Here is a 24,189-nt window from a genome sequence, read left to right on the forward strand (position 1 = left end):
TTCACGGAGCCGACCATGGCCGACCTTCGCTGCACGATCGCAGGCATCACTTCACCGAATCCTTTCTGGCTGGCGTCCGCTCCGCCGACCGACAAGGCGTACAACGTCAACCGCGCATTCGAGGCCGGCTGGGGCGGCGTCGTGTGGAAGACGCTCGGGCTCGACCCGCACGTCGTCAACGTCAGCTCGCGCTACGGCGCGGTGCAGTGGAACGGCCAGCGCATCGCCGGGCTGAACAACATCGAGCTGATCACCGATCGCCCGCTCGACGTGAACCTCGCGGAGATCGCGCAGGTGAAGCGCGACTGGCCGGACCGCGCGCTGATCGTCTCGTTGATGGTGCCGTGCAACGAGCGTGACTGGAAATGGATTCTGCCGCTCGTTGAGGATACGGGCGCCGACGCGGTCGAGCTGAACTTCGGCTGTCCGCACGGGATGAGCGAACGCGGAATGGGCGCGGCCGTCGGCCAGGTGCCCGAATACGTCGAGATGGTCACGCGCTGGGTCAAGGAGGGCACGAAGCTGCCGTGCCTCGTGAAGCTCACGCCGAACATCAGCGACATCCGGATGGGCTCGCGCGCGGCATACAAGGGCGGCGCGGACGGCGTGTCGCTGATCAACACGATCAACTCGATCGTCGCGGTGGACCTCGACCAGATGGCGCCGATGCCGACCGTCGACGGCAAGGGGACGCACGGGGGCTATTGCGGCCCGGCCGTGAAGCCGATCGCGCTGAACATGGTCGCCGAGATCGCCCGCGATCCGCAGACGCCGAACTTGCCGATCTCCGGCATCGGCGGGATCTCGTCGTGGCGCGACGCGGCGGAGTTCATCGTGCTGGGCGCCGGCAGTGTGCAGGTGTGCACCGCGGCGATGCATTACGGATTCCGGATCGTGTCGGACCTCGTCGACGGTCTGTCGAACTGGATGGACGACAAGGGCTACGCGACGCTCGACGACGTGCGCGGCCGCGCGGTGCCGAACGTGACCGACTGGAAATACCTGAACCTCAAGTACGACATCAAGGCGCGCATCGACCAGGACCGCTGCATCCAGTGCGGGCTGTGCCATATCGCATGCGAGGACACGTCGCACCAGGCGATCACCGCGACGAAGGACGGCGTACGGCATTTCGAAGTGGTGGATGCGCAGTGCGTCGGGTGCAATCTTTGCATGCATGTGTGCCCGGTCGAGCAGTGCATCACGATGGAGCGGGTCGATGCGGGCGACTATGCGAACTGGACCACGCATCCGAACAACCCGGCGCGGGCCGACGCGGGCGCGAGCCCGGCACAGCCCGCGGAACCCGCGAAGGCAGCATGACCGGCGGCCGGCGGCGCGCGATGCGCGGCGCTGCGGCCTTTCCCCTGTTCGGCCGGCATCGCGCGATGCCGGCGCCGACGTTTACGTGGAGCGTTCGATGAAACCAGCAGCGATTCCCGCCGAACCGGACGCCGCCGCGGCGCCGGCCGGCAGCCTGTACAACGACGACCTCGCGCCGACCTCCGCCGCGCAGCGCACGTGGCGCTGGTATCACTTCGCGGCGTTGTGGGTCGGCATGGTGATGAACATCGCGTCGTACATGCTCGCGGCCGGGCTGATCCAGGAGGGCATGTCGCCGTGGCAGGCGGTGCTCACCGTGCTGCTCGGCAACCTGATCGTGCTGGTGCCGATGCTGCTGATCGGCCATGCGGGCGCGAAGCACGGGATTCCGTATGCGGTGCTCGTGCGCGCGTCGTTCGGCACGCAGGGCGCGAAGCTGCCCGCGCTGTTGCGCGCGATCGTCGCGTGCGGCTGGTACGGCATCCAGACCTGGCTCGGCGGCAGCGCGATCTATACGCTGCTGAACATCCTGACCGGCAACGCGTTGCACGGCGCGGCGCTGCCGGTGGTCGGCATCTCGTTCGGCCAGCTCGCATGCTTTCTCGCGTTCTGGGCGCTGCAGCTGTACTTCATCCTGCACGGCACCGATTCGATCCGCTGGCTCGAGAGCTGGTCGGCGCCGATCAAGGTCGTGATGTGCGTCGCGCTCGTGTGGTGGGCGACGTCGCAGGCGGGCGGCGTCGGCTCGATGCTGTCGGCGCCGTCGCAGTTCGTCGCGGGCGGCAAGAAGGCCGGGCTGTTCTGGGCGACGTTCTGGCCGGGGCTGACCGCGATGGTCGGCTTCTGGGCGACGCTCGCGTTGAACATCCCGGACTTCACGCGCTTCGCGCATTCGCAGCGCGACCAGATGATCGGGCAGTCGCTCGGGCTGCCGCTGCCGATGGCGTTGCTGTCCGTGGTGTCGGTGGTCGTCACGTCGGCCACCGTCGTGATCTACGGCAACGCGATCTGGGACCCGATCGACCTGACGAGCCGCATGACGGGCATCGGCGTCGGCATCGCGCTCGTGATCCTGACGCTCGACACGATGTGCTGCAATCTCGCGGCGAACCTGGTCGGCCCCGCGTACGATTTTTCCAGCCTCTGGCCGAAGGCGATTTCCTACCGCACCGGCGGGCTGATCACCGCGACGATCGCGATCGTGATGATGCCGTGGAAGATCCTCGCGACGACGGACGGCTACATCTTCACCTGGCTCGTCGGTTATTCGGCGCTGCTCGGGCCGGTCGCAGGCATCCTGATGGTCGACTATTTCATGATTCGCGGCACGCGGCTCGACACGCGCGCGTTGTTCGACGAGCGCGGCGACTTCAGCTATACGCGCGGCTGGAACCCGGCCGCGCTGGCGGCGCTCGCGATCGGCGTGCTGCCGAACCTGCCCGGCTTTCTGCACACGGCGTTCCCGGCATCGTTCGCGAACGTGCCGGCGTTCTTCAACACGCTTTACACGTATGCGTGGTTCGTCGGGCTCGTGCTGGCGTCCGCCGTGTACGGCACGTTGATGAAGCGGCGTGCGGCGCAGCGCGCGCAGGTCGCGAGCGCGTGACGAGCGCACGCGGACCGAACCCGACAGTCGAGACAGTCAACGAGGAGGCATCGAAATGGCAATCCTGATTCGCGGCGGCACGGTGGTGGATGCGGAGCGCACCTATCGCGCGGACGTGCTGTGCGCCGACCCGCAGGACGGCGGCACGATCCTGCAGATCGCGGAGAAGATCGACGCGCCGGCGGGTGCGGCGGTCGTCGACGCACACGACCAGTACGTGATGCCGGGCGGCATCGATCCGCATACGCACATGGAACTGCCGTTCATGGGCACGACGGCCAGCGACGATTTCTACTCGGGCACGGCCGCCGGGCTGGCGGGCGGCACGACGAGCATCATCGACTTCGTGATCCCGAGCCCGAGGCAGCCGCTGATGGACGCGTTTCACCAATGGCGCGGCTGGGCCGAGAAGGCGGCGGCCGATTACGGCTTCCACGTGGCCGTCACGTGGTGGGACGAATCCGTGCATCGCGACATGGGCACGCTCGTGAACGAGCACGGCGTGTCGAGCTTCAAGCACTTCATGGCGTACAAGAACGCGATCATGGCCGACGACGAGATCCTCGTGAACAGCTTCTCGCGTTCGCTCGAGCTGGGCGCGCTGCCGACCGTGCACGCGGAGAACGGCGAGCTCGTATTCCGGCTGCAGCAGGCGCTGCTCGCGCGCGGCATGACGGGGCCGGAGGCGCATCCGCTGTCGCGGCCGCCGGAAGTGGAGGGCGAGGCCGCGAACCGCGCGATCCGCATCGCGCAGGTGCTGGGCGTGCCGGTGTACATCGTCCATGTGTCGGCGAAGGATGCGGTCGACGCGATCGCGCGGGCACGCAGCGAAGGGCTGCGCGTGTTCGGTGAGGTGCTGCCGGGCCATCTGGTGATCGACGAGGCCGTCTATCGCGACCCGGACTGGACGCGCGCGGCCGCCCACGTGATGAGCCCGCCGTTTCGCTCGGCCGAGCATCGCGAGGCGCTGTGGCGCGGGCTGCAGGCCGGGCAGCTGCATACGACGGCGACCGATCACTGCGTGTTCTGCGCGTCGCAGAAGGCGATGGGCCGCGACGACTTCACGAAGATCCCGAACGGCTGCGGCGGCGTCGAGGACCGCATGTCGGTGCTGTGGCATCACGGTGTGAACCGCGGGCGCATCACGCCGAACGAATTCGTGCGGATCACGTCGACCAATGCCGCGCAGATCTTCAATCTGCACCCGCGCAAGGGCGCGGTGCAGGTGGGCGCCGATGCCGATCTGGTCGTATGGGATCCGGCCGCGACGAAGACGATCTCGGTGAAGACCCATCACCAGCAGGTCGACTTCAACGTGTTCGAGGGCATGACGGTGCAAGGCGTGGCGACGCACACGCTCACGCGCGGCGCGCTCGCCTGGGCCGACGGCGACCTGCGCGCGCAGCGCGGTGCGGGGCGTTATCTGAAGCGGCCGCCCGCGGCCTCGTATTACGAGGCCGCACGCATCGCCAACCGGCTGCGCGAACCGCATCCGGTCGAGCGTAGCCGGTAAGCACGCGGGAGGCCGAGGGCGAACCTCGGCGGCGACGCTCAGCGAGCGTCGCCCGTGCTCGCGTCGCGGATCGGGATCACCGTGCGCGCGCCGCACTGGCGCAGCAGGTCGCGCAGTTCGTTGATGACCGGAAACACCTCGTGGTTCCAGTCGGCGCCCTGGCGGTCGTGCGCTTCCTGCTCGCGCTCGACGATCCAGCGATCCTCGCGGAAGATCCGTTCGGTGAACCACACGAGCAGCGGCCATGCGAGATCGAGCGCGAACGGAATGCCCGGCTTGTGGATCGACAGCAACCCGAACGTGCGATTGGTGCGTTGCTCGGCATCGAGCGGCACGTAGACGATCCACAGGTCCATCACGAGCGTGCCTTCGCTCGAACGGATCTGCAGCGTCTGATACGGGTAGCCGGTGCGCACCGTCATCACGCTCTTGTCGGCCTGATCGCCGGGCTTCTTGCTCGAGCCGAACACGAGCGCCTCGCCGACCGGCTGCTTGCCTTCCATCCGCGCGAACGTGTAGTCGACCTCGACCCAGTCGTCGCCGCGACGGCGGCCGACCGAGCGTGCGCGCATCTGGCCCATCTGCTTGCGATGCAGGAACTGATGGTTCATGTCCATCAGGTTCTCGTGCATGAACGAGTAGTGGCACTTGACCTCGCGGCCGAAGCGGCGCGTCTTGTATGCGGGATTGTCGGCCGATTCGAGTGCGGGCACCGGGCGTTCGTCCGCCAGCGTCGCGTCGCCGGGGAACACGAAGATCACGCCGTGCGTCTCGCGGCACGGATACGCGCGCACGCCGTTGGGCAGGCGTTCGCGGCCGAGATACGGCACGTCGACGCAGCGGCCGCTGTCGCACGCGTAGGTCCAGCCGTGGTAACAGCAGCGCAGCGTTTCGCCGTCGACGACGCCCGCGTGCAGCGGCACCTGGCGGTGCGCGCAACGATCTTCGAGTGCATACACGGCGCCGGACTCGGTGCGTACGAGCACGATCGGATCGCCGGCGAAGCGCACGCCGAGCGTCTTGCCGCGTTTGAGCTCGCGCGACCATGCGAGCGGATACCAGTGATCGGGATGGATCGGCACACGGCGCAGGTCGCGCACGACCGCTTCGGTGGCCGGTTGTTCGAGGGTGCTGCTGTCAGACAAAGGCACTGCGCGCATGCGTGACGCCTCCTGGCTGGCTGTTGCATTTCGGGCGCCGCAGGTTGCGGCGGCGATCTGTAACGGAGAAGTCTACGCGAAGTTGACGCGCGAAGCTGAACCGATGCGGGTTTGTCCGGCCGGCGCGCCAGGCGTTTCGTTGATGCAGCGCAATCCGGGCCGCGGTGCGCGCCACGTGGCGGGCGGCGTGTCAGCGTCGCGCGTCGTGCCACAGCACCGCATCGGCGCGATACAGCGCGGGGAAGCGCAGCTTCAGCGCGGCGACCTTCGGCAGATCGTTGAACGCGATGTACGGTGCGTCGGGATGCAGCTCGAGGTAGTTCTGGTGATAGTCCTCGGCCGGATAGAAGCCCTTGTACGGCTCGACGCGCGTGACGACGGGCGCCGCGAACGTGTGTGCGGCGCCGAGCTGCGCGATGTACGCGGTCGCGACCGCGCGCTGCTGCGCGTTGGTCGGAAAGATCGCGGACCGATACTGCGGTCCTTCGTCGGGGCCCTGGCGATTCAGTTCGGTCGGATCGTGCGCCACCGAGAAGAACAGTTGCAGCAGGTGGCCGTAGCTGACCTGCGCCGGATCGTAGACGATGCGCACCGACTCGGCATGGCCCGTGAGGCCCGAGCCGACCAGCGCGTAGTGCGCGGTTTCGGATGCGCCGCCTGCGTAGCCGGCCGTCACCTGCTTCACGCCCTTCACGTGCTCGAACACGCCCTGCACGCCCCAGAAGCAGCCGCCGGCAAGGACGGCCGTTTCGTCGTGCGATGCACCGGGCGTTTCGTCGAGCGCCGGCGCGGGTGCGTTGCGGATCGGCTCAGCGGCGCGCACGACGCGCTGATAGCCGAAGACGGCGGCGGCCGCCAGCGCGAGCGCAGCGAGGCGGCGCAGCAGCGCCGCGCGCCGCGGTGCCACGGAAATACGCGTGGATGTCGGGATCATCGATTGCTCCTTCGAGATGCTGTGTGGAATGACGAGAACGGCGCGCGCGTTGCGTTCGCAACGGCGGCGGCGCGAATGCGACGCTCAACCAAACGTGAATGCATACGCATCGACGCCGGGATCGAGAAACTCGATCGAGAACGTGCGATCGACGATCACACCCGGCTGCCGGACGAGCTGGTACAGCCGCTGGCCGCTGACGGTGCCGTAGCCCTGCGCGTCGACGTCGGCGCCATGAGCGGCGCCGGGCGCCGCGCCGTCGAGCGTCACGCGAAAGTGCACCGGTTTGCCGTGCGCGCCGGGGCCGAGCACGAGGTGCAGGTCGCGCGCGTGGAAGCGATAGACGATCCGGCCGCCCGGCGCCGCGAGCGTCGCGCGCTCGCCGCCGACCTGCCACGTGCCGGCCACGCCCCAGTCGTTCAGGTCGAGGCGGGACGGTGCATCGTAGCGGTGGGCCGCGTCGCGCACGACGCCGCCCGGCGACGCGAACGCCTGCGCGCGTGCATAGCCGACGTAGGTTTCGGGCGAGTGGACCTCCGGACCGTCGGCCGGCGCGAGCGCGCCTTGTGCCGGTGCGCCGGTGAGCCCGAGCGGCACGTTCAGCGCTTCCGGGTGGCCGGCATCGGCGAGCAGCGCCTGGATCGTGCGTTCCGATTGCGCGTATTCGCCTTCGCCGAAATGGTGATGGCGGATGCGCCCCTGCGCATCGACGAAGTAGTGGGCCGGCCAGTATTCGTTGTCGAACGCACGCCAGATCGCATAGCCGTTGTCGATCGCGACCGGATAGTCGATGCCGAGGTCGTGCACGGCCTTCTTCACGTTGCCGACATTGCGCTCGAATGCGAATTCCGGTGCATGCACGCCGATCACGACGAGCCCGTAGCGCGCATATTTGTGCGCCCACGCGCTGGTGTACGGCAGCGTGCGCAGACAGTTGATGCACGAGTAGGTCCAGAAGTCGACGAGCACGACCTTGCCGCGCAGGCCGGCCGCCGTCAGCGGCGGCGAGTTCAGCCACTGCACGGCGCCGTCGAGCGACGGCAGCGTGCCTTCGACGGGCAGTGCCGCAGCCGCGTGCATTGCGGGCGCGGGATCGGCCGCGCGCATCATCGCGCCGCGCGCGTCCGGCGTGGGCGTCGACGTTGCGGCCATCATCGCGCCGCTGCGGCCGGCGAGTGCGTCCCGGCCGTCGTCCGCGCCCGGCTGGGCCGGCGGTGCGCCGTTCGAGTGGCCGCCGAGGCGCGCGACCAGCTTCGTTTCGAGGCTGCCGGTCGTGACGGTCGACAGTTGCGCGAGCGCGCCCGTATCGGCGCCGAGCGCGATCGCGCCGACGCCGGCCAGCAGCGCGACGCCGATCCCGCGCCGGATCCATTCGCCGGCGCCGAGCGAGCGCTTCATCGCGGCGAACACCTTGCCGCCGATCACGAGCGCAACGGCGAGCGACGTCGCCGCGCCGGCCGCATACGCGACCAGCAGCAGCGTCGTGCCGACGCTCGCGCCGCGCAGCGCGGCGCCGGTCAGCACGAGCCCGAGGATCGGGCCTGCGCACGGCGCCCACAGCAGGCCGGTCGCGACGCCGAGCAGCAACGACGACGCGGGGCCGGCCGCGCGGCCGTCGCGCTGCGCGAGGCCGGTGAGCCGGTTGCCGGCCGCGACGAGCGGGCGCGTCAGGTGTTCGGCGAAGCGCGGCAGCAGCAGCGTCAGGCCGAACAGCGCGAGCAGCACGATCGCGAGCCAGCGGCCGGCCTGGTTGGCCTGTGCGACCCAGCCGCCGCCGACCGCGGCCAGCGTCGCGACGACGGCGAACGTGAGCGCCATGCCGATCAGCAGCGGCAGGCCGGTGCGCACGAACGGCTGGTCGGCGCGCGCGAACACGAACGGCAGCACGGGCAGGATGCACGGGCTCAGGATCGTGAGCACGCCGCCGAGATAGGCGAGGACGATGAGCAACATGGAGCAGTCTCCGGTCGTTCGGGGAAGCCGCGGCCGTTCAGGCGGCGGCCGGGTGGAAGGCGAGCGCGAGCCCGTTCATGCAGTAGCGCAGGCCGGTGGGCGGCGGGCCGTCGTCGAACACGTGGCCGAGATGGCCGCCGCAGCGGCGGCAGTGCACTTCGGTGCGCGCCATCCCGTACGACGCGTCGGCTTCGGTCGCGACCGCGTGGTCGAGCGGCTTCCAGAAGCTCGGCCAGCCGGTATGGCTGTCGAACTTAGTGCTCGACGGAAACAGCGCGAGGTCGCAACCGGCGCATGCGAACGTGCCGCGGCGGTGCTCGCCGTTCAGCGGGCTGCTGTACGGCGGCTCGGTGCCGGCATCGCGCAGCACCGTGTATTGGGCCGGCGTGAGGCGGCGGCGCCATTCGGCTTCGCTGCGGGTAACGTCGAACGACGCGGTGGCGCCGCGTGCGCCGGGCGGCGCGGCGAATGCGCGGCCGACCAGCATGCGGCGGCCTGCCGACGACAGCGCCGCGAGCGCGGCGACGCCGGTGGCGCCGGCGAACAGCAGATGTCTGCGAGTGGGCATGACGGGCTCCTGGAAGCAGGTGCGGGAAACATGCGCACAGAGTAGGCAGCGGGTGGTGTCGAAGTCCTCACGGAAAGTTAAATGAACCGTGATCTTTCGATGGCGCCCGGACATCGGACGCGCCTCACCGGCTCCCCGCGTTCAAATTCAAAATTTGTCTAGTCATCCTGCCGATTCGACCGTGAAAACCGCACCAATTCCGTGCTCCGATTCACCACGATGGAGTGCGCTACACGCCTGAATTTAGGGGATTTCCCGCGTTTCACCGGTTTTTTTTGATCGCCGCTTGTCTCTCCATTTTTCTTCTTGCATGCTTGTATAGACAAATTCCTGAGGCGCTTGCTGCACCGAGGGGATTGCGAACCTCAACGCAAGGAGAAACCCCGTGAACGGCAAGCGCATCAACTGGGCAGTCAGGACGATCGGCATCATCGCGACTGCGGCGGCCACACTCGCCGCGCCGGTGCAGGCGAAGGAATGGAAGACGGTGACGGTCGCGCTCGAAGGCGGCTATGCGCCGTGGAACCTCACGCTGCCGGGCGGCAAGCTCGGCGGTTTCGAGCCGGAACTGCTCGCGAACGTGTGCGAGCGCATCAAGGTGCAATGCAACATGGTCGCGCAGGACTGGGACGGCATGATTCCGGGCCTGCAGGCCGGCAAGTTCGACGTGCTGATGGATGCGATCTCGATCACGCCGGAGCGCGAGAAGATCCTGCTGTTCTCGCGCCCGTATGCGGCCACGCCGGCGACCTTCGCCGTCACCGATACGAAGATCCTGCCGAAGGCGTCGCCGGCCGCGCCGGTCGTGAAGCTGACCGGCGACGCGAACGCGGACAAGCCGACCGTCGATGCGCTGCGCAAGCAGCTGAAGGGCAAGACGATCGGCATCCAGTCGGGCACCGTCTACACCAAGTTCATCAACGACAGCTTCAAGGACATCGCGTCGATCCGCGTGTACAAGACCTCGCCGGAGCGCGACCTCGATCTCGTCGCCGGCCGTATCGACGCGTCGTTCGACGACGTCACGTACTACGCGGCGAACATCGCGAAGAAGGACAACGCATCGATCGTGCTGGCAGGCCCGAAGCTCGGCGGCCCGATCTGGGGGCCCGGCGAAGGGCTCGCGTTCCGCAAGCAGGATGCCGACCTGAAGACGAAGTTCGATACGGCGATCGGCGCCGCACTCGCGGACGGCACCGTCAAGAAGCTCGCCGACAAATGGTTCAAGACCGACGTCACGCCGTAAGCGCGTGTCCGTCTGCCGTCGCGTGACCGGCCCGGCCGGCGCGCGGCGGCACGCATCATCGGAAGTCCTTCAACGTATGCCGGGAGGCACGCATGGCGATTCTTGAAATGCTCGGCTTCGGAACCGACGGCTGGGGCGGTGTGCTGTTGCTCGCCGCGCTGATGACGGTCGCGCTGACGCTCGCCGCGCTGGCGGTGGGCGCCGCGATCGGCGCGGTGATCGCGGCAGCCAAGCTGTCGCGTCACCGCAGCGCCCGCCTGCTCGGCGACCTGTACACCACCGTGTTTCGCGGCGTGCCCGAACTGCTCGTGATCTACCTGTTCTATTTCGGCGGCTCGACGCTCGTCACGGCCGTCGGCCAGTGGTTCGGCGCGGACGGCTTCATCGGCGTGCCGCCGTTCGTGATCGGCGCGCTCGCGGTCGGGATGATTTCCGGCGCGTATCAGGCCGAGGTGTATCGCGCGGCCGTGCTGGCCGTAGCGAAGGGCGAGCTCGAAGCGGCGCGCTCGATCGGCATGCCGCGCAGCATGGTGTTGCGCCGCATCCTCGTTCCGCAGGTGCTGCGCTTCGCCTTGCCCGGCATCGGCAACGTCTGGCAGCTGAGCCTGAAGGACTCTGCGCTGATCTCGGTCACCGGGCTCACGGAGCTGCTGCGCACGAGCCAGGTCGCGGCGAATTCGACGCACCAGTATTTCCTCTTCTTCGTCGCGGGCGGCGCGCTGTATCTGCTGATGACGGCCTTGTCGAACCGCGTGTTCAACCGCGCCGAAGCGCTCGTCGGCCGCTCGTTCCGCCGCAACTTCGCACGCAACTGACGGAGCGCCCGCATGACCTTCGATTTCGACTTCCTCGCCGACACGCTGCGCCAGTTGCTCGCGGCCGTGCCGACCACGCTGGGCCTGTTCTTCGCGTCGCTCGTGCTCGGCGGCCTGCTGTCGCTCGTGATCGTCGCGATGCGCGTGTCGCCGCACTGGCTGCCGAACCGCTTCGCGCGCGCCTACATCCTCGTGTTTCGCGGCTCGCCGCTGCTGATCCAGATGTTTCTCGTCTACTACGGGCTCGGTCAGTTCGGCGTGATCCGCGAAAGCTTCGTGTGGCCGCTGCTGCGCGAGCCCTACGCATGCGCGGTGCTGTCGCTCGCGTTGTGCACGGCCGGCTATACGGCCGAGATCGTGCGCGGCGGGCTGATGGCCGTGCCGGTCGGGCAGATCGAGGCCGGCTATTCGATCGGGCTGTCGGGCTTCGCGCTGCTGCGCCGCGTGATAGGGCCGATCGCATTGCGCCAGTGTTTGCCCGCTTATTCGACCGAGGCCGTGCTGCTGGTCAAATCGACCGCGCTCGCGAGCCTCGTGACGGTGTGGGAGGTCACGGGCGTCGCGCAGCAGATCATCCAGCAAACCTACCGCACGACCGAGGTGTTCGTTTGTGCGGCCCTCATCTATCTGGGCCTGAACTTCATCATCGTGCGCGTGCTCGGCGCACTCGAATGGCGGCTCTCCGCGCACTTGCGCGCGCCGAAGCCGTCCGGCCCGTCCGCAGCGACGACGCACAATCCGCGGCGCGCGGCGTCCTGAGCGCCCCGCCATTTCCAGGAGAATCCGATGAACACCGCTGCTCCCGTTGCGCTGTCGGTCAAGAACATCCACAAGTCGTTCGGCGATCACCACGTGCTGAAGGGTATTTCGCTCGACGCGCACGAAGGCGACGTCATCTCGATCCTCGGCGCGAGCGGCTCGGGCAAGAGCACCTTCCTGCGCTGCCTGAACCTGCTGGAGACGCCCGACGACGGCTCCGTCGCGCTCGCCGGCGAGGAACTGAAGATGAAGCGCACCCGCGACGGCAAGTTGCAGCCGGGCGACCGTCGCCAGGTCGATCGCATCCGCTCGCAGCTCGGGATGGTGTTCCAGAACTTCAACCTGTGGTCGCACATGACCGTGCTCGACAATCTGGTCGAAGGTCCGCTGCGCGTGCTGAAGCGCAGCCGCGCGGAAGCGGTCGAGGAAGCCGAGGCGCTGCTGGCGCGTGTCGGCCTCGCCGACAAGCGCGGCTACTATCCCGCGCATCTGTCCGGCGGTCAGCAGCAGCGCGTCGCGATCGCGCGCGCGCTCGCGATGCATCCGAAGGTGATGCTGTTCGACGAGCCGACGTCGGCGCTCGATCCGGAGCTGGTCGGCGAGGTGCTGCGCGTGATGCGCTCGCTCGCGGAGGAAGGGCGCACCATGCTGGTCGTCACGCATGAAATGGGCTTCGCGCGGCACGTGTCGAATCGCGTGATGTTCCTGCATCAGGGCGAAGTCGATTGCGACGGGCCGCCCGCCGCGCTGTTCGGCGGCGAGTGTTCCGCGCGCTTCGGGCAGTTCGTGTCGAGCCACCACGACCGCGCCGCGAACTGAGCCCATCATGACCGTCTTCCGTTCTGCACGGCCGCTCGACTGGCGGCAGATTGCGGCCGTCGCGGCCGGCGCGCCGCTGGCGTTGACCGACGAGGCGCGCGGGCGCGTCGCGGCGGCGCGCGGGCTCGTCGACGAGATCGTCGCGCGCGGCATTCGCGCGTATGGCGTCAATACCGGCGTGGGCGCGCTGTGCGACGTGATCGTGTCGCCGGCCCAGCAGAGCACGCTGTCGCACAACATCTTGATGAGCCACGCCGTGGGTGTCGGCATGCCGCTCGGCCCGGCCGAAACGCGCGCGATCATCGCGGCGGCGATCAACAACTTCGCGCATGGGCATTCGGGCGTGCGTCCGGAGGTGGTCGATCAGCTCGTCGCGTTGCTGGAGCACGATTGCCTGCCGGAAGTGCCGGCGCACGGCTCGGTCGGCTATCTGACCCACATGGCGCACGTCGCGCTCGTGTGCATCGGCCACGGCCACGCGCGCCATCGAGGCGAGCGCATCGGCGGCGGCGACGCGCTGCGGCGCGTCGGGCGCGAGCCGCTCGCGCTCGGCGCGAAGGAAGGCCTGAGCCTCGTCAACGGCACGCCGTGCGTGACCGGGCTCGCCGCGCTCGCGCTGGCGCGCGCGGAGCGCCTGCTCGACTGGGCCGACTGGATCGCGGCGGCGAGCTTCGAGAATCTCGGCGGTCAACTGGCCGCATTCGACCCGGCGTCGCTCGCGCTGCGGATCTCGCCCGGCATCGCGCAGGTCGGCACGCGCCTGCGGGCGATGCTCGCCGACAGCCCGATGCTCGCCGCGGCGAGCGGGCGGCGCACGCAGGATCCGTTGAGCCTGCGCACGATCCCGCACGTGCACGGCGCGGCGCGCGACGTGTTCGCCGTGACGGCGGAAGTCGTCGATCGCGAGCTCGCGTCCGTGACCGACAACCCGATCGTCGCCGGCACGCGCGACGCGCCGGTCGTTCATTCGCAGGCCCATGCGGTCGGCGCCGGCATCGCGCTGGCGATGGACAGCCTCGCGGCCGCGATGGCGCAGGTCGCGGCCATCGCCGAGCGGCGGCTCGACCGTCTCGTGAATCCGCTCGTGAGCGGGCTACCGGCGTTCCTCGCCGCGCCCGGCGGCACGTGCTCGGGCTTCATGATCGCGCAGTACACGGCGGTCGCGCTGGTCGCGCAGAACCAGCGGCTGGCGGCGCCGGCGAGCCTCGACGGCGGCATCACGTCCGGGCTGCAGGAAGATCACTTGTGCCACGCGACGCCTGCCGCGCTGAAGGCGCTCGACATCATCGAGAACGCGACGCGCGTGCTCGCGATCGAGTTGCTGGCCGCCGCGCAGGCATACGATCTGCAGGCGGGCAACACCGGCCGTGCGGCGTCGACCGATGCGCTGTGGCGCCATGTGCGCGAGCGGGTGCGGGCGTATCGCGACGATCGGCCGCTGGCCGACGACATCGCGATCGCGGCCGCGATCGTCGCGGGGCCGCCGTTGCCCGTGCGCTAGCGGCGACGCGCAGCGGCATTCAACTTTCATTCGGTCGAGGGCGCATGAACGAAACGGAACGACACGCATCGGCACGCCGAGCGGCTGCGACGCGCGACGACGTGCCGGCACGCGCACTGCCGGCGTACCAGCAGATCAAGCGCTACGTCGTCGAGCGGATCGCGAACGGCGACTGGAAGCCCGGCGGCGCGATTCCGACGGAGGCCGAGCTCGTCAAGGAATTCGGCGTGGCGCGGATGACGGTGTCGCGCGCGCTGCGCGAGCTGACCGCCGAGCGCGTGCTGACGCGCATCCAGGGCGCGGGCACGTTCGTCGAGCGGCGGCACTACGAATCGACGGTGCTGGAAATTCGCAACATCGCGGACGAGATCGCGGAGCGCGGCCATCGGCACAGCGCGCGCGTGCTGCTGATCGAGCGCAGCGTCGAGCCGGAAGCGATCGACGCGCTGGGGCTGCGCTCGGGGCCGGTGTTCCATTCGCGCATCGTGCATTACGAGGAAGACGAGCCGATCCAGTTCGAAGATCGCTACGTGAACCCGGCCTTGTTTCCCGACTACCTCGAGCAGGACTTCACGGTCGACACGCCGAATCACTACATGGTGCGGCTCGCGCCGATCCAGCGCGCCGAGTTCCGCATCTACGCGGAGAAGCCGAACGCGCAGGTGCGTCGCCATCTCGTCATGGAAATCGGCGAACCGTGCCTGCTGTTGAAGCGCCGCACGTGGGTCGGCGAGCACGTCGCCACGTCGGTCACGCTGTGGCATCCGGCGTCGCGGTTTCACCTCGCCGGGACGATGTAGCGATCGGCTTGCCGCGCGCGCGGCGTGGCGGCCTCGTCACTTCGCCACGCGCGCAGCGCGCGACGGTCAGTGCGCGTCGACCAAGCGCGGATCGATATACGTGTCGACGTCCTGCGCCTGCTTGTACACCGCGTTGCGCACGTTGAACGCGTTGGCGTTACGCGTCGAGCCGTAGATCGAATCGAGCCCGTCGCCCTTGCGGAACGCGCGCTTCGCGGCCGCCTCGTCGAGCAGGTGCGTGCCCTTCAGCAGCGGCAGATATTGCTCCGGCTTGAGGCCGACACGCGCCGACATGATCTTGACCGCGTCGGCCTGCGTCTTCGGATCGTTGATGTAGGCGACGCAGCGGTACCAGACCTTGACGACCTTCGCCCAGTCGGCGCGACGCGCGGCGAGGCTCGCCGGCGCGACCGTGATCGCATCGTAGATCAGCCCCGGCGCATCGGCCGACGTGAAGATCGCCCGCGCGCCCGGTGCGCGCTTCAACGCCTCGCCGGCGTTCGGCTGCCATGCGGCCACCGCGGCGATGTCGGACGACGAACCGAGCACCTGCGGCAGTTCGTTGGTCTTCGCGTTCACGAGCGTGACGTCGCCGTCCTTGAGCCCGTGCTTCTGCAGCGCGGTTTCGAGCAGCAGATGATCGACGAGGCCCAGCTCGACGCCGACCTTCTTGCCTTTCAGCGCCTCGACGGTGCGCACCGGCGGCTTCGCGACGATCATGTCGTTGCCGGCCGAATAGTCGGTCAGCAGGACCATCACGTTCTTCGCGCCGGACGCGCCGGTCACGAGCGCGTCGCCGTTGGTCGCGGCGACCGCGTCGAGCTTGCCCGCGGAGAACGCATCGAGCGACGCCGAATAATCGAACCATTCGAAATCGACGTCGACGCCGGCTTCCTTGAACCAGCCCTTGTCGAGCGCGACCTGGAAGGCGACCCAGCCCGGCCAGTCGCTGTAGCCGATCTTCAGCGGCGCGGCCGCGTGCGCGGCGGGCGCGGCCCACAGCGCGGCGGCCGCGGCGGCGGCCCCCAAGGCATGACGGATGAGACGGAAGGACGGCAGGCGGCGCAACGCCGAGGCGGGACGGGTCATCGTTGTTCTCCAGGAGACCGGGATCGGGATCGTCGATACGGATCGTGTGCGAGCACACGGTCCGGCTGCGTGACCGGTTCCTGCGGATGCGGAACGGACGGGCGGCCACGGAGAGGCGCGACGGCCGTTGCCATCGCCAATCTCCCGGGCTTTTGTCCCGCCGTGTAGCGCGAGGGCGTCCGTTTTCGTGATCGGACGCCCGCGCGCCGGGCTGCTCTCGGACCAGACGTTCGATGAACCGGAACCCTAGCGACCCTAAGATGCGACACCGCCGCACCTCTCGGCGTCATGTCGAGCGAGAAGCGTGCCAATCGATGGCGATCGGTGTCGGTCGCGCGCGGTCGCACGCGGCCGTGCGACTCAACGGCGTCGCACGCTGCGCTGAAGTTCGATGAAGCGCGCGGCGAACAGCGCGCTCAGGGCGCGCCGGAGCAGGTCGAGCTTGTTCATGAAGGAGCGGATGGCGAGTGGCGTCGCTGCGATTTTCAGCAATGCCCATGCCATTGGGCATCGTGCGGCCCGCGCACGTGAAGCGCAGGCGGGGCGCACTGAGCCGGTGCGCCGGCGCGTGCGCATGGTGCGCCGCACGCCCGCCGCGAGGGCAAGCGTCTGCCGGGCTGCTCGCGCATGCCGCCACGTCGTCGCGCCGTCGCAGGCTGCGGTGCGGGCGCCGGGCGGTCCTCATGCATCGGCTGGCACGCAACTCGCTTCATCGACACCCGAGAGGTGCGAAGCAATTTGCATCATCTTCAGGATCGCTAGGGTTCCGGTCGTGTGGCGCAGGCGCGCCGCGCGATGTCTGGTCCGAGAGCAATCCGGTCTTGCCTTCGCCTCGACGAGAGGAAACGGCGAGGCTCCACGGAGGGATAAAAGCCCGGGAGGTCGCGATGTCGTTCGGTCGCCCTCTCACGCCCTTTGTCCAACCGACCCCGGAGCCGTCATGTCGCCGAGCCCCCAAGCCGTTCTCGCCCCGCCGCCACACATCGCGTGGGAAGCCTTGATTCCCGCCGGAACCCATTGGTCCGGCATCCTGCGCCGCGGCCTCGCGCTGCGCATCGTCGATATCGAAGGCGGCGCGAACCTGTCCGCCGTCTTTCATCGCCAGGAAGATCTGCTCGAACGCTACAACATGGCCGATACGCTGAAGGCGCAGCACACCGCGCATCTGACGCGCGGCCATGCGCTGTACACGGACATGGGTCGCGTGATCGCGTCGATCACGGCCGACACGCTGGGCTGGCACGACCCGCTCGGCGGCGTCGGCGACGCGCGGCTCTTTGCGAGCAAGTACGGCACGACGTCGTATCAGGCCGCGCGCAACGCGATGGTCCGCAACGGCCGCGACAGCCTCGTGCTCGAGCTCGCGAAATACGGCTTGTCGGCGCGCGACCTCGCGGCGAACGTCAACTTCTTCAGCAGGCTCGACACCGGCGACGACGGCGCGCTCGATTTCGTCGTCGGACATTCGCCGGCCGGCAGCACGCTCGACCTGCGCTTCGAGATGAACACGCTCGCGGCGTTCTCGACCGCGCCGCATCCGCTCGACCCGCGCGCCGACTATGCGCCGAAGCCCGTGAAGCTGATCGCCTACCGCGCGTATCCGGCCGACGGCGCGGCGCCCGACGACGACCCGTGCCGGTGCGCCTGCGCGGAAAACACGCGCGGCTTCGCCAACACCGACCGTCTGTTCGCCTAAGGAGCGCCGCCATGCCGATCATCGAAAGCCGTCTCGACCCGCGCGACGCGATCCACGACACCACGCTGCCCGCGGGCGAACCGTGGCTGCACGACCTGAAGCGCGGCCAGATCTTCCGGATCCTCGACCTCGAAGGCAACCAGGCCGTCGACACACTGTTCTACCGCACCGACGACACCGACGAACGCTATAGCGCGCAGGACACGATCCGCGCGCAGCGCAACCTGTACCTGAGCGCCGGCAGCGTGCTGCTGTCGAGCCGCGGCAACCCGATGGCGACGATCGTCGCCGACACCTGCGGGCGTCACGACACGCTCGGCGGCGCGTGCGCGGCGGAGAGCAACAGCGTGCGCTACGCGCTCGACAAGCGCTACATGCACAACTGCCGCGACAGCTTCCTCAACGCGATCACGCACTGCGCGTGCGGTGCCGGCGCAAGGCTCACGAAGCGCGACCTCGTCGGCAACGTCAACTTCTTCATGAACGTGCCGGTCACGCCGAGCGGCGGGCTCACGTTCGAGGACGGCATCTCGGCGCCCGGCAAGTACGTCGAGATGCGCGCGGAGATGGACGTCACGGTGCTGATCTCGAATTGCCCGCAACTGAACAATCCGTGCAACGGCTACAACCCGACACCGGTGCGCCTGCTCGTCTGGGAGGCCCGATGAACGGCCTGCACGCTTACGATCGTTCGCCGCGCGGCCGCCTCCGCCACGCCGGCCGGATAGTTGCGCGCGCAGCGATGCGCGGCGCATGCCGCGCTACGCCCATCGGCGCCGCCGCGCGGGAGGCAACATGAGATTCGCCAAAGTCCTCGTCGCGAACCGCGGCGAAATCGCGTGCCGCGTGATCCGGACGCTGAAGCGCCTCGGCATCGCGTCCGTCGCGATCTATTCCGATGCCGATCGCGACGCGCGCCACGTGGCGCTCGCCGACGAAGCGGTACGCGTCGGCCCCGCGCCGGCCGCCGACAGCTATCTGAACGTCGCGGCGATCCTCGCGGCCGCGCAGGCAACCGGCGCGCAGGCCGTGCATCCCGGCTACGGCTTCTTGTCCGAGCATGCGGGCTTCGCCGATGCGTGCGAGGCGGCCGGCCTGCGTTTCATCGGCCCGCGCGGCGAGCACATGCGCGCGTTCGGCCTCAAGCACACCGCGCGCGAGCTTGCCGCCGCGCACGGCGTCGCGCTGCTGCCCGGCACGGGGCTGCTCGGCGACCTCGCGGCGGCGCTCGCCGCAGCCGCCGCGATCGGCTATCCGGTGATGCTCAAGAGCACGGCCGGCGGCGGCGGGATCGGCATGTCGCTGTGCCGCGATGCGGCGCAGCTCGACGCGGCGTTCGACTCCGTCGTGAGGCTCGGCAACGCGAACTTCGCGCATGCGGGCGTCTATCTGGAGAAGTTCGTCGAGCATGCGCGGCACCTCGAAGTGCAGATTTTCGGCGACGGCCGCGGCGGCGCGATCGCGCTCGGCGAGCGCGATTGCTCGGTGCAGCGGCGCAACCAGAAGGTGATCGAGGAAACGCCCGCGCCCGACCTGACCGCCGCCGAACGCGACGCGCTGCACGCGAGCGCGGTGCGGCTCGCGCGCGCGGTCGGCTACGCGTCGGCCGGCACGGTCGAGTTCGTGTTCGACGCGAACGCGCGGCGCTTCTATTTTCTCGAGGTCAACACGCGCTTGCAGGTCGAGCATTGCGTGACCGAAGCGGTGACGGGCATCGATCTCGTCGAATGGATGATCCTGCAGGCCGAAGGCGATCTGCCGCCGCTCGACACGCTCGCCGTCGCGCCGCGCGGCGCGAGCATCCAGGTGCGGCTCTACGCGGAGGACCCGAACAAGCAGTTCCAGCCGAGCGCGGGGCTGCTCACGCACGTCGCGTTTCCCGACGACGTGCGCGTCGACGGCTGGATCGAGGCGGGCACGGAGATCAGCGCGCATTACGATCCGCTGCTCGCGAAACTGATCGTGCGCGGCGACACGCGCCGCGATGCGCTGGCCGCGCTGCAGGCCGCGCTGGCGCGCACCGAGCTGTACGGGATCGAGACCAACCTCGACTACCTGCGCGCCATCGCCGGCTCGGACACGTTCGCGCGCGGCGCGCCGACCACCGCGTTCCTGTCGCGCTTCGCGTTCGCGCCGCATACGATCGACGTGCTCGACGGCGGCGTGCAGACCACCGTGCAGCAGGCGCCGGGGCGCGTCGGCTACTGGAGCGTCGGCGTGCCGCCGTCGGGGCCGATGGACGATCGCGCGTTCGACCTCGCGAACGCGCTGCTCGGCAACCCGCGCGACGCCGCCGGGCTCGAATTCACGATGGTCGGCGCGACGCTGCGCTTCAACACGGCGACGCTGTTCGTGCTCGGCGGCGCGCCGCTCGCCGCCACCCTCGACGGCGAGCCTGCGCCGTTCTGGCAGGTGTTGCGCGCGCGGCCGGGCGCGGTGCTGAAGCTCGGCGGCGTGACCGGCGCGGGCGTGCGCGCATGCCTCGCGGTGAAAGGCGGGCTGCAGGTGCCCGACTATCTCGGCAGCAAGGCGACCTTCACGCTCGGCCAGTTCGGCGGCCACGCGGGGCGCGCGCTGCGCCGCGGCGACGTGCTGCACCTGCACGCCGACGCCGCGCGCGGCGACGCCGGTGCGACGCTGCCCGCGGCCGGGATTCCCGCGCTCACGCATGCGTGGATGCTCGGCGTGCTCGACGGTCCGCACGGTGCACCGGACTTCTTCACACCGGACGACATCGCGATGCTCTACGGCACGCAATGGACGGTTCACTACAACTCGAGCCGCACCGGCGTGCGGCTGATCGGCCCGAAGCCGCAATGGGCGCGGGCCGACGGCGGCGAGGCCGGCCTGCATCCGTCGAACATCCACGACAACGCATACGCGATCGGCGCCGTCGATTTCACCGGCGACATGCCGGTGATCCTCGGCCCGGACGGGCCGAGCCTCGGCGGCTTCGTGTGTCCGGTCACGGTCGTGCGCGACGAGCTGTGGAAGCTCGGCCAGCTGCGGCCGGGCGATACCGTGCAGTTCGTGCGCGTGGGGACGGACGGCGCTACAGCCTCGAATACAGCCGAAAAAGATGCGGCCGCGAGTAGTGCGACGCACACCCCCGCCACGGCCCCGGCCGCCGCGCTCACGCCCGCCGCGCCGGCCGTCGTAACCGGCTCGACCGCCGAGCCCAGCGAGCCCGGCGACTGCATACTGGCGCGCGACGCATCGGCCGGCGGCGGCATCGGCGTCGTCTACCGGCGCTCCGGCGATCGCAACGTGCTCGTCGAATACGGGCCGCTCGTGCTCGACCTGAACCTGCGTTTTCGCGTGCATGCGCTGATGTGCTGGCTCGACGCGCATCGTCTGCCCGGCATGCTCGACCTGACGCCGGGCATCCGTTCGCTGCAGGTGCAGTTCGACCCGCGCACGCTGCCGCTCGATGCGCTGCTCGCGCATCTGCAGGCCGCCGAGCGCGAACTGCCCGACGTGACCGACATGCGCGTGCCGAACCGCATCGTGCATCTGCCGCTGTCGTGGGACGATCCGTCGACCCGCATCGCGATCGAGCGCTACATGCAATCGGTGCGGCCCGATGCGCCGTGGTGCCCGAGCAATATCGAGTTCATCCGGCGCATCAACGGCCTCGCCCACATCGACGACGTGAAGCGCATCGTGTTCGACGCGCGCTATCTGGTGATGGGGCTCGGCGACGTCTATCTCGGCGCGCCCGTCGCGACGCCGATCGACCCGCGGCACCGGCTCGTGACCACCAAATACAACCCCGCACGCACGTGGACGCCCGAGAATGCGGTCGGCATCGGCGGCGCGTACCTGTGCGTGTACGGGATGGAAGGGCCGGGCGGCTACCAGTTCGTCGGCCGCACGGTGCAGATGTGGAACCGCCATCGGACCACGCGCGAATTCGAGGCCGGCAAGCCGTGGCTGCTGCGCTTCTTCGACGAGATTCGCTTCTACGAAGTGAGCGAAGCGGAGCTGAGCGCGCTGCGCGCGGATTTCATCGCGGGCCGCGCGGCGCTGAAGATCGAGGAATCGGTATTCGACCTGCGCGCATACAACGGCTTCCTGCGCGACGAGGCCGATTCGATCGCCGCGTTCAAGGCATCGCAGCAGGCCGCGTTCGACGCGGAGCGCGAACGCTGGCGCGCGGCCGGGCATGCGGAATACGTCGGCGACGCCGAGCCGGGCGACGCGCAAGCGGCGCGCGTCGCGGGCGCGCTCGACGCCACGCAGCGCGCGATTGCGGCGGACGTGTCGGGCAGCGTCTGGAAGGTGCTCGTCGAAGCCGGCGAGCGCGTGACCGAAGGTCAGGTCGTCGCGATCGTCGAGTCGATGAAGATGGAGGTGGCGGTGACGGCAACGGAAAGCGGCACGATCGAGACGATCGATTGCGCGCCGGGCGCGGCGGTGGTGGCCGGGCAGCGGCTGATGGTGATGAAGGCGGGCGCCGCCGAGGAGGTCGCATGAGCACGACGCAACGTTCGATTCTGCCGGGGCTGCATTCGATCGCCGAACTGCGCGCGCGCTACACGGCGGGCGAGCTGACGCCGCATGCGCTCGTCGAGGCGATCGCCGCGCATTTCGACGCGGGCGATCCGCACCATGCGTGGATCAGGCCGCTCACGCTCGCGGAGATGAGCGAGTATGCGCATGCGCTCGCCGTGCGCGACCCCGCATCGTTGCCGCTTTACGGCGTGCCGTTCGCGATCAAGGACAACATCGACCTCGCCGGCATCCCGACCACGGCTGGCTGTCCGGCCTATGCGTATACGCCCGAACGCAGCGCGCCGGTCGTCGCGCGGCTGATCGCGGCCGGCGCGATTCCGATCGGCAAGACCAATCTCGACCAGTTCGCGACGGGGTTGTCGGGGCAGCGCTCGCCTTACGGCGCGTGCCGCAATGCGCTCGACCCGCGCTACGCGTCGGGCGGCTCGAGCTCCGGCTCGGCGGTGGCCGTCGCGCTCGGCGTCGCAACGTTCTCGCTCGGCACCGACACGGCCGGCTCGGGCCGCGTGCCGGCCGCGTTCCACGGGCTCGTCGGGCTCAAGCCGACGCGCGGCGTGTTGAGCACGCTCGGCGTCGTGCCGGCCTGCCGCTCGCTCGATTGCGTATCGGTGTTCGCCCGTTCGCCGGCCGATGCGCGCGCGGTATTCGACGTCGCGCAAGGCGTCGTCGAACGCGATCCGTATGGGCGCGCATGGCAGCCGCTGCTCGACGCGCATGGCGTGTGCGCGCGGCCGGCGCCGCCGCTCGGGCAACTGCGCTTCGGCGTGCCGCGCGCCGATCAGCTCGAGTTCTACGGCGACGCGTCGTATCGCGCCGCCTGGGACGCAGCGCTCGCACGATTGCGCGCGACCGGCGCGCGGGTCGTCGAGATCGACTTCGGCCCGTTTCTGTCCGCCGCGCGGCTGCTGTACGGCGGTCCGTGGGTGGCCGAACGCGTCGCGGCGATCGGCGCGTTTGCCGCGCGGCAGCCCGATGCGCTGCATCCGGTGATCCGCGAAATCCTCGGCGGCGCCTCGCGCTTCAGCGCGGCCGATGCGTTCGCGGCGTTCGACCAGCTCGCGACGCTGCGCGTCGACGCGGCTGCCGCGTGGGAAGGGCTCGACGCGATCGCGATGCCGACCTCGCCGACGACCGCGACCGTCGACGCGCTCGAAGCCGATCCGATCGCGATCAACTCGCGCTTCGGCTACTACACGAACTTCGTGAACCTGCTCGATCTGTCGGCGATCGCGGTGCCTGCCGGCACCTGCGAAACCGGGCCGCATGCGGGCCTGCCGTTCGGGATCACGTTCGTCGGCCGCGCGCACGACGACGCGCGCCTGCTCGATCTCGCGCAGGCGTGGGGCGACGGCGTCGGTCACGCCGACGGTGCGGTCGCTGCGGCGTCGGCGGCCGCGTCGATGGCCGCGTCGATGGCCGCAAATCGCGCCTGCGCCGGCTTCGTGCGCGTGGCCGTCGTCGGTGCGCATCTACGCGGCGAGCCGCTGAACGGCGAGCTCACGCAGCGCGGCGCACGCTTCGTCGCCGAGACCACGACCGCGCCCGCCTATCGCCTGTACGCGCTGTCCGCCGCGACCAGCGGCGGCGTCGCGAAACCGGGCCTCGTGCGCGTGCCGGCCGGCGGCGCGCCGATCGCGGTGGAGGTCTGGGAGATGCCGGTCGACGCGTACGGCAGCTTCGTCGCCGGCATCGCGGCGCCGCTCGGCATCGGCACGCTGACGCTCGCGGACGGCGCGACGGTGCAGGGCTTCGTCTGCGAAAGCGCGGCGCTCGACGATGCGCAGGACATCACGCGCTTCGGCGGCTGGCGCGCGTATCGCGCGCAGGCCGCGAGCCGCGCGCTGCAATGAACGTCCGGTCGCGCGGGGCTGCGGCCTGCGCGCGACCGGCAC

19 protein-coding genes and 2 riboswitches are annotated in these 24,189 nt (G+C 69.5%); of the genes, 13 read left to right on the plus strand and 6 right to left on the minus strand.

Going from position 1 to position 24,189, the window contains the following annotated elements; all coding sequences use genetic code 11:
- Window positions 1-15 precede the first annotated feature (15 nt).
- The 3 genes from preA to hydA all read left to right on the plus strand — a co-directional run bounded on the left by preA (window position 16) and on the right by hydA (window position 4,442).
- Window positions 16-1,323 carry an NAD-dependent dihydropyrimidine dehydrogenase subunit PreA gene (gene preA / locus MBR110_RS29100; RefSeq protein WP_014725528.1) on the plus strand — a complete coding sequence of 436 codons (1,308 nt, stop codon included), beginning with the start codon at window positions 16-18 and terminating at the stop codon, window positions 1,321-1,323.
- Window positions 1,324-1,420: 97 nt separating this feature from the next.
- Complete coding sequence (locus MBR110_RS29105) at window positions 1,421-2,929, plus strand: NCS1 family nucleobase:cation symporter-1 (protein ID WP_059462014.1); 1,509 nt, start codon at window positions 1,421-1,423, stop codon at window positions 2,927-2,929.
- Between the two features lie 55 nt (window positions 2,930-2,984).
- Window positions 2,985-4,442, plus strand: a complete 1,458-nt coding sequence (gene hydA / locus MBR110_RS29110; protein ID WP_060081055.1) for a dihydropyrimidinase — start codon at window positions 2,985-2,987, stop codon at window positions 4,440-4,442.
- Window positions 4,443-4,480: 38 nt separating this feature from the next.
- On the opposite strand, the gene MBR110_RS29115 is transcribed toward hydA, so the two are convergent.
- From MBR110_RS29115 to msrB, 4 genes are all read right to left on the minus strand, one after another.
- Window positions 4,481-5,602, minus strand: coding sequence for an aromatic ring-hydroxylating oxygenase subunit alpha (locus MBR110_RS29115; protein WP_181709596.1), 1,122 nt, complete (start codon window positions 5,600-5,602; stop codon window positions 4,481-4,483).
- Between the two features lie 190 nt (window positions 5,603-5,792).
- On the minus strand, window positions 5,793-6,536 hold the full coding sequence (gene msrA / locus MBR110_RS29120; protein ID WP_175900639.1) for a peptide-methionine (S)-S-oxide reductase MsrA: 744 nt from the start codon (window positions 6,534-6,536) through the stop codon (window positions 5,793-5,795).
- A gap of 84 nt (window positions 6,537-6,620) precedes the next feature.
- Entirely contained in the window at window positions 6,621-8,489 is a 1,869-nt protein-coding gene (locus tag MBR110_RS29125) for a cytochrome c biogenesis protein DipZ (protein ID WP_181709597.1), read from the minus strand.
- Between the two features lie 37 nt (window positions 8,490-8,526).
- Entirely contained in the window at window positions 8,527-9,057 is a 531-nt protein-coding gene (msrB, locus tag MBR110_RS29130; protein ID WP_011879675.1) for a peptide-methionine (R)-S-oxide reductase MsrB, read from the minus strand.
- Window positions 9,058-9,442: 385 nt separating this feature from the next.
- Between msrB and MBR110_RS29135 the strand changes: the two genes are divergently transcribed.
- From MBR110_RS29135 to hutC, 6 genes are all read left to right on the plus strand, one after another.
- Window positions 9,443-10,303, plus strand: coding sequence for a transporter substrate-binding domain-containing protein (locus MBR110_RS29135; protein WP_181709598.1), 861 nt, complete (start codon window positions 9,443-9,445; stop codon window positions 10,301-10,303).
- A gap of 92 nt (window positions 10,304-10,395) precedes the next feature.
- Window positions 10,396-11,118 carry an ABC transporter permease gene (locus MBR110_RS29140; RefSeq protein WP_181709599.1) on the plus strand — a complete coding sequence of 241 codons (723 nt, stop codon included), beginning with the start codon at window positions 10,396-10,398 and terminating at the stop codon, window positions 11,116-11,118.
- A gap of 12 nt (window positions 11,119-11,130) precedes the next feature.
- Window positions 11,131-11,877 carry an ABC transporter permease gene (locus MBR110_RS29145; RefSeq protein WP_046423229.1) on the plus strand — a complete coding sequence of 249 codons (747 nt, stop codon included), beginning with the start codon at window positions 11,131-11,133 and terminating at the stop codon, window positions 11,875-11,877.
- A 27-nt stretch (window positions 11,878-11,904) separates the two neighbouring features.
- Window positions 11,905-12,696 (plus strand): ABC transporter ATP-binding protein, encoded by a 792-nt coding sequence (locus tag MBR110_RS29150; protein ID WP_011879720.1) that lies wholly within the window; start codon window positions 11,905-11,907, stop codon window positions 12,694-12,696.
- Window positions 12,697-12,703: 7 nt separating this feature from the next.
- Window positions 12,704-14,197, plus strand: a complete 1,494-nt coding sequence (locus MBR110_RS29155; protein ID WP_059474222.1) for an aromatic amino acid ammonia-lyase — start codon at window positions 12,704-12,706, stop codon at window positions 14,195-14,197.
- Between the two features lie 44 nt (window positions 14,198-14,241).
- Window positions 14,242-14,997 carry a histidine utilization repressor gene (gene hutC / locus MBR110_RS29160; RefSeq protein WP_046423227.1) on the plus strand — a complete coding sequence of 252 codons (756 nt, stop codon included), beginning with the start codon at window positions 14,242-14,244 and terminating at the stop codon, window positions 14,995-14,997.
- A gap of 66 nt (window positions 14,998-15,063) precedes the next feature.
- Here the strand turns inward: hutC and MBR110_RS29165 are convergent, their stop codons facing one another.
- Both MBR110_RS29165 and MBR110_RS29170 read right to left on the minus strand, forming a co-directional pair.
- On the minus strand, window positions 15,064-16,086 hold the full coding sequence (locus MBR110_RS29165; protein WP_059602440.1) for an ABC transporter substrate-binding protein: 1,023 nt from the start codon (window positions 16,084-16,086) through the stop codon (window positions 15,064-15,066).
- A gap of 139 nt (window positions 16,087-16,225) precedes the next feature.
- A riboswitch (guanidine-I (ykkC/yxkD leader) is annotated at window positions 16,226-16,347 on the minus strand.
- A 99-nt stretch (window positions 16,348-16,446) separates the two neighbouring features.
- On the minus strand, window positions 16,447-16,590 hold the full coding sequence (locus MBR110_RS29170; RefSeq protein WP_014725536.1) for a hypothetical protein: 144 nt from the start codon (window positions 16,588-16,590) through the stop codon (window positions 16,447-16,449).
- Window positions 16,591-16,833: 243 nt separating this feature from the next.
- Window positions 16,834-16,969, plus strand: a riboswitch (guanidine-I (ykkC/yxkD leader).
- Window positions 16,970-17,026: 57 nt separating this feature from the next.
- On the opposite strand from MBR110_RS29170, the gene MBR110_RS29175 reads away from it, so the two are divergent.
- The 4 genes from MBR110_RS29175 (at window position 17,027) to atzF (ending at window position 24,147) form a co-directional block, all read left to right on the plus strand.
- Window positions 17,027-17,782, plus strand: coding sequence for an urea amidolyase associated protein UAAP1 (locus MBR110_RS29175; RefSeq protein WP_014725537.1), 756 nt, complete (start codon window positions 17,027-17,029; stop codon window positions 17,780-17,782).
- 11 nt (window positions 17,783-17,793) lie between these two features.
- Entirely contained in the window at window positions 17,794-18,450 is a 657-nt protein-coding gene (locus MBR110_RS29180; protein WP_014725538.1) for an urea amidolyase associated protein UAAP2, read from the plus strand.
- A gap of 127 nt (window positions 18,451-18,577) precedes the next feature.
- Window positions 18,578-22,258: an urea carboxylase gene (gene uca / locus MBR110_RS29185; RefSeq protein ID WP_181709600.1), complete on the plus strand. Its 3,681-nt coding sequence runs from the start codon at window positions 18,578-18,580 to the stop codon at window positions 22,256-22,258.
- A complete protein-coding gene (gene atzF / locus MBR110_RS29190) occupies window positions 22,255-24,147 on the plus strand; it encodes an allophanate hydrolase (protein ID WP_181709601.1) in 1,893 nt (630 codons plus the stop codon). The genes uca and atzF overlap by 4 nt, the downstream gene beginning before the upstream one ends.
- The last annotated feature ends 42 nt before the right edge of the window (window positions 24,148-24,189 follow it).

Source organism: Burkholderia sp. MBR-1 (assembly GCF_013822785.1).
GTDB lineage: Bacteria > Pseudomonadota > Gammaproteobacteria > Burkholderiales > Burkholderiaceae > Burkholderia > Burkholderia vietnamiensis.

Bases quoted from the DNA above. Each gene is read 5' to 3' on its own strand.
- MBR110_RS29150 (WP_011879720.1), top strand. From the start codon at position 11,905: ATGAACACCGCTGCTCCCGTTGCGCTGTCGGTCAAGAACATCCACAAG.
- preA (WP_014725528.1), top strand. From the start codon at position 16: ATGGCCGACCTTCGCTGCACGATCGCAGGCATCACTTCACCGAATCCT.
- MBR110_RS29155 (WP_059474222.1), top strand. From the start codon at position 12,704: ATGACCGTCTTCCGTTCTGCACGGCCGCTCGACTGGCGGCAGATTGCG.
- msrA (WP_175900639.1), bottom strand. From the start codon at position 6,536: ATGATCCCGACATCCACGCGTATTTCCGTGGCACCGCGGCGCGCGGCG.
- MBR110_RS29175 (WP_014725537.1), top strand. From the start codon at position 17,027: ATGTCGCCGAGCCCCCAAGCCGTTCTCGCCCCGCCGCCACACATCGCG.
- MBR110_RS29125 (WP_181709597.1), bottom strand. From the start codon at position 8,489: ATGTTGCTCATCGTCCTCGCCTATCTCGGCGGCGTGCTCACGATCCTG.
- MBR110_RS29170 (WP_014725536.1), bottom strand. From the start codon at position 16,590: ATGGCATGGGCATTGCTGAAAATCGCAGCGACGCCACTCGCCATCCGC.
- atzF (WP_181709601.1), top strand. From the start codon at position 22,255: ATGAGCACGACGCAACGTTCGATTCTGCCGGGGCTGCATTCGATCGCC.
- uca (WP_181709600.1), top strand. From the start codon at position 18,578: ATGAGATTCGCCAAAGTCCTCGTCGCGAACCGCGGCGAAATCGCGTGC.
- hutC (WP_046423227.1), top strand. From the start codon at position 14,242: ATGAACGAAACGGAACGACACGCATCGGCACGCCGAGCGGCTGCGACG.
- MBR110_RS29105 (WP_059462014.1), top strand. From the start codon at position 1,421: ATGAAACCAGCAGCGATTCCCGCCGAACCGGACGCCGCCGCGGCGCCG.
- MBR110_RS29165 (WP_059602440.1), bottom strand. From the start codon at position 16,086: ATGACCCGTCCCGCCTCGGCGTTGCGCCGCCTGCCGTCCTTCCGTCTC.
- MBR110_RS29145 (WP_046423229.1), top strand. From the start codon at position 11,131: ATGACCTTCGATTTCGACTTCCTCGCCGACACGCTGCGCCAGTTGCTC.
- MBR110_RS29180 (WP_014725538.1), top strand. From the start codon at position 17,794: ATGCCGATCATCGAAAGCCGTCTCGACCCGCGCGACGCGATCCACGAC.
- MBR110_RS29140 (WP_181709599.1), top strand. From the start codon at position 10,396: ATGGCGATTCTTGAAATGCTCGGCTTCGGAACCGACGGCTGGGGCGGT.
- msrB (WP_011879675.1), bottom strand. From the start codon at position 9,057: ATGCCCACTCGCAGACATCTGCTGTTCGCCGGCGCCACCGGCGTCGCC.
- MBR110_RS29115 (WP_181709596.1), bottom strand. From the start codon at position 5,602: ATGCGCGCAGTGCCTTTGTCTGACAGCAGCACCCTCGAACAACCGGCC.
- hydA (WP_060081055.1), top strand. From the start codon at position 2,985: ATGGCAATCCTGATTCGCGGCGGCACGGTGGTGGATGCGGAGCGCACC.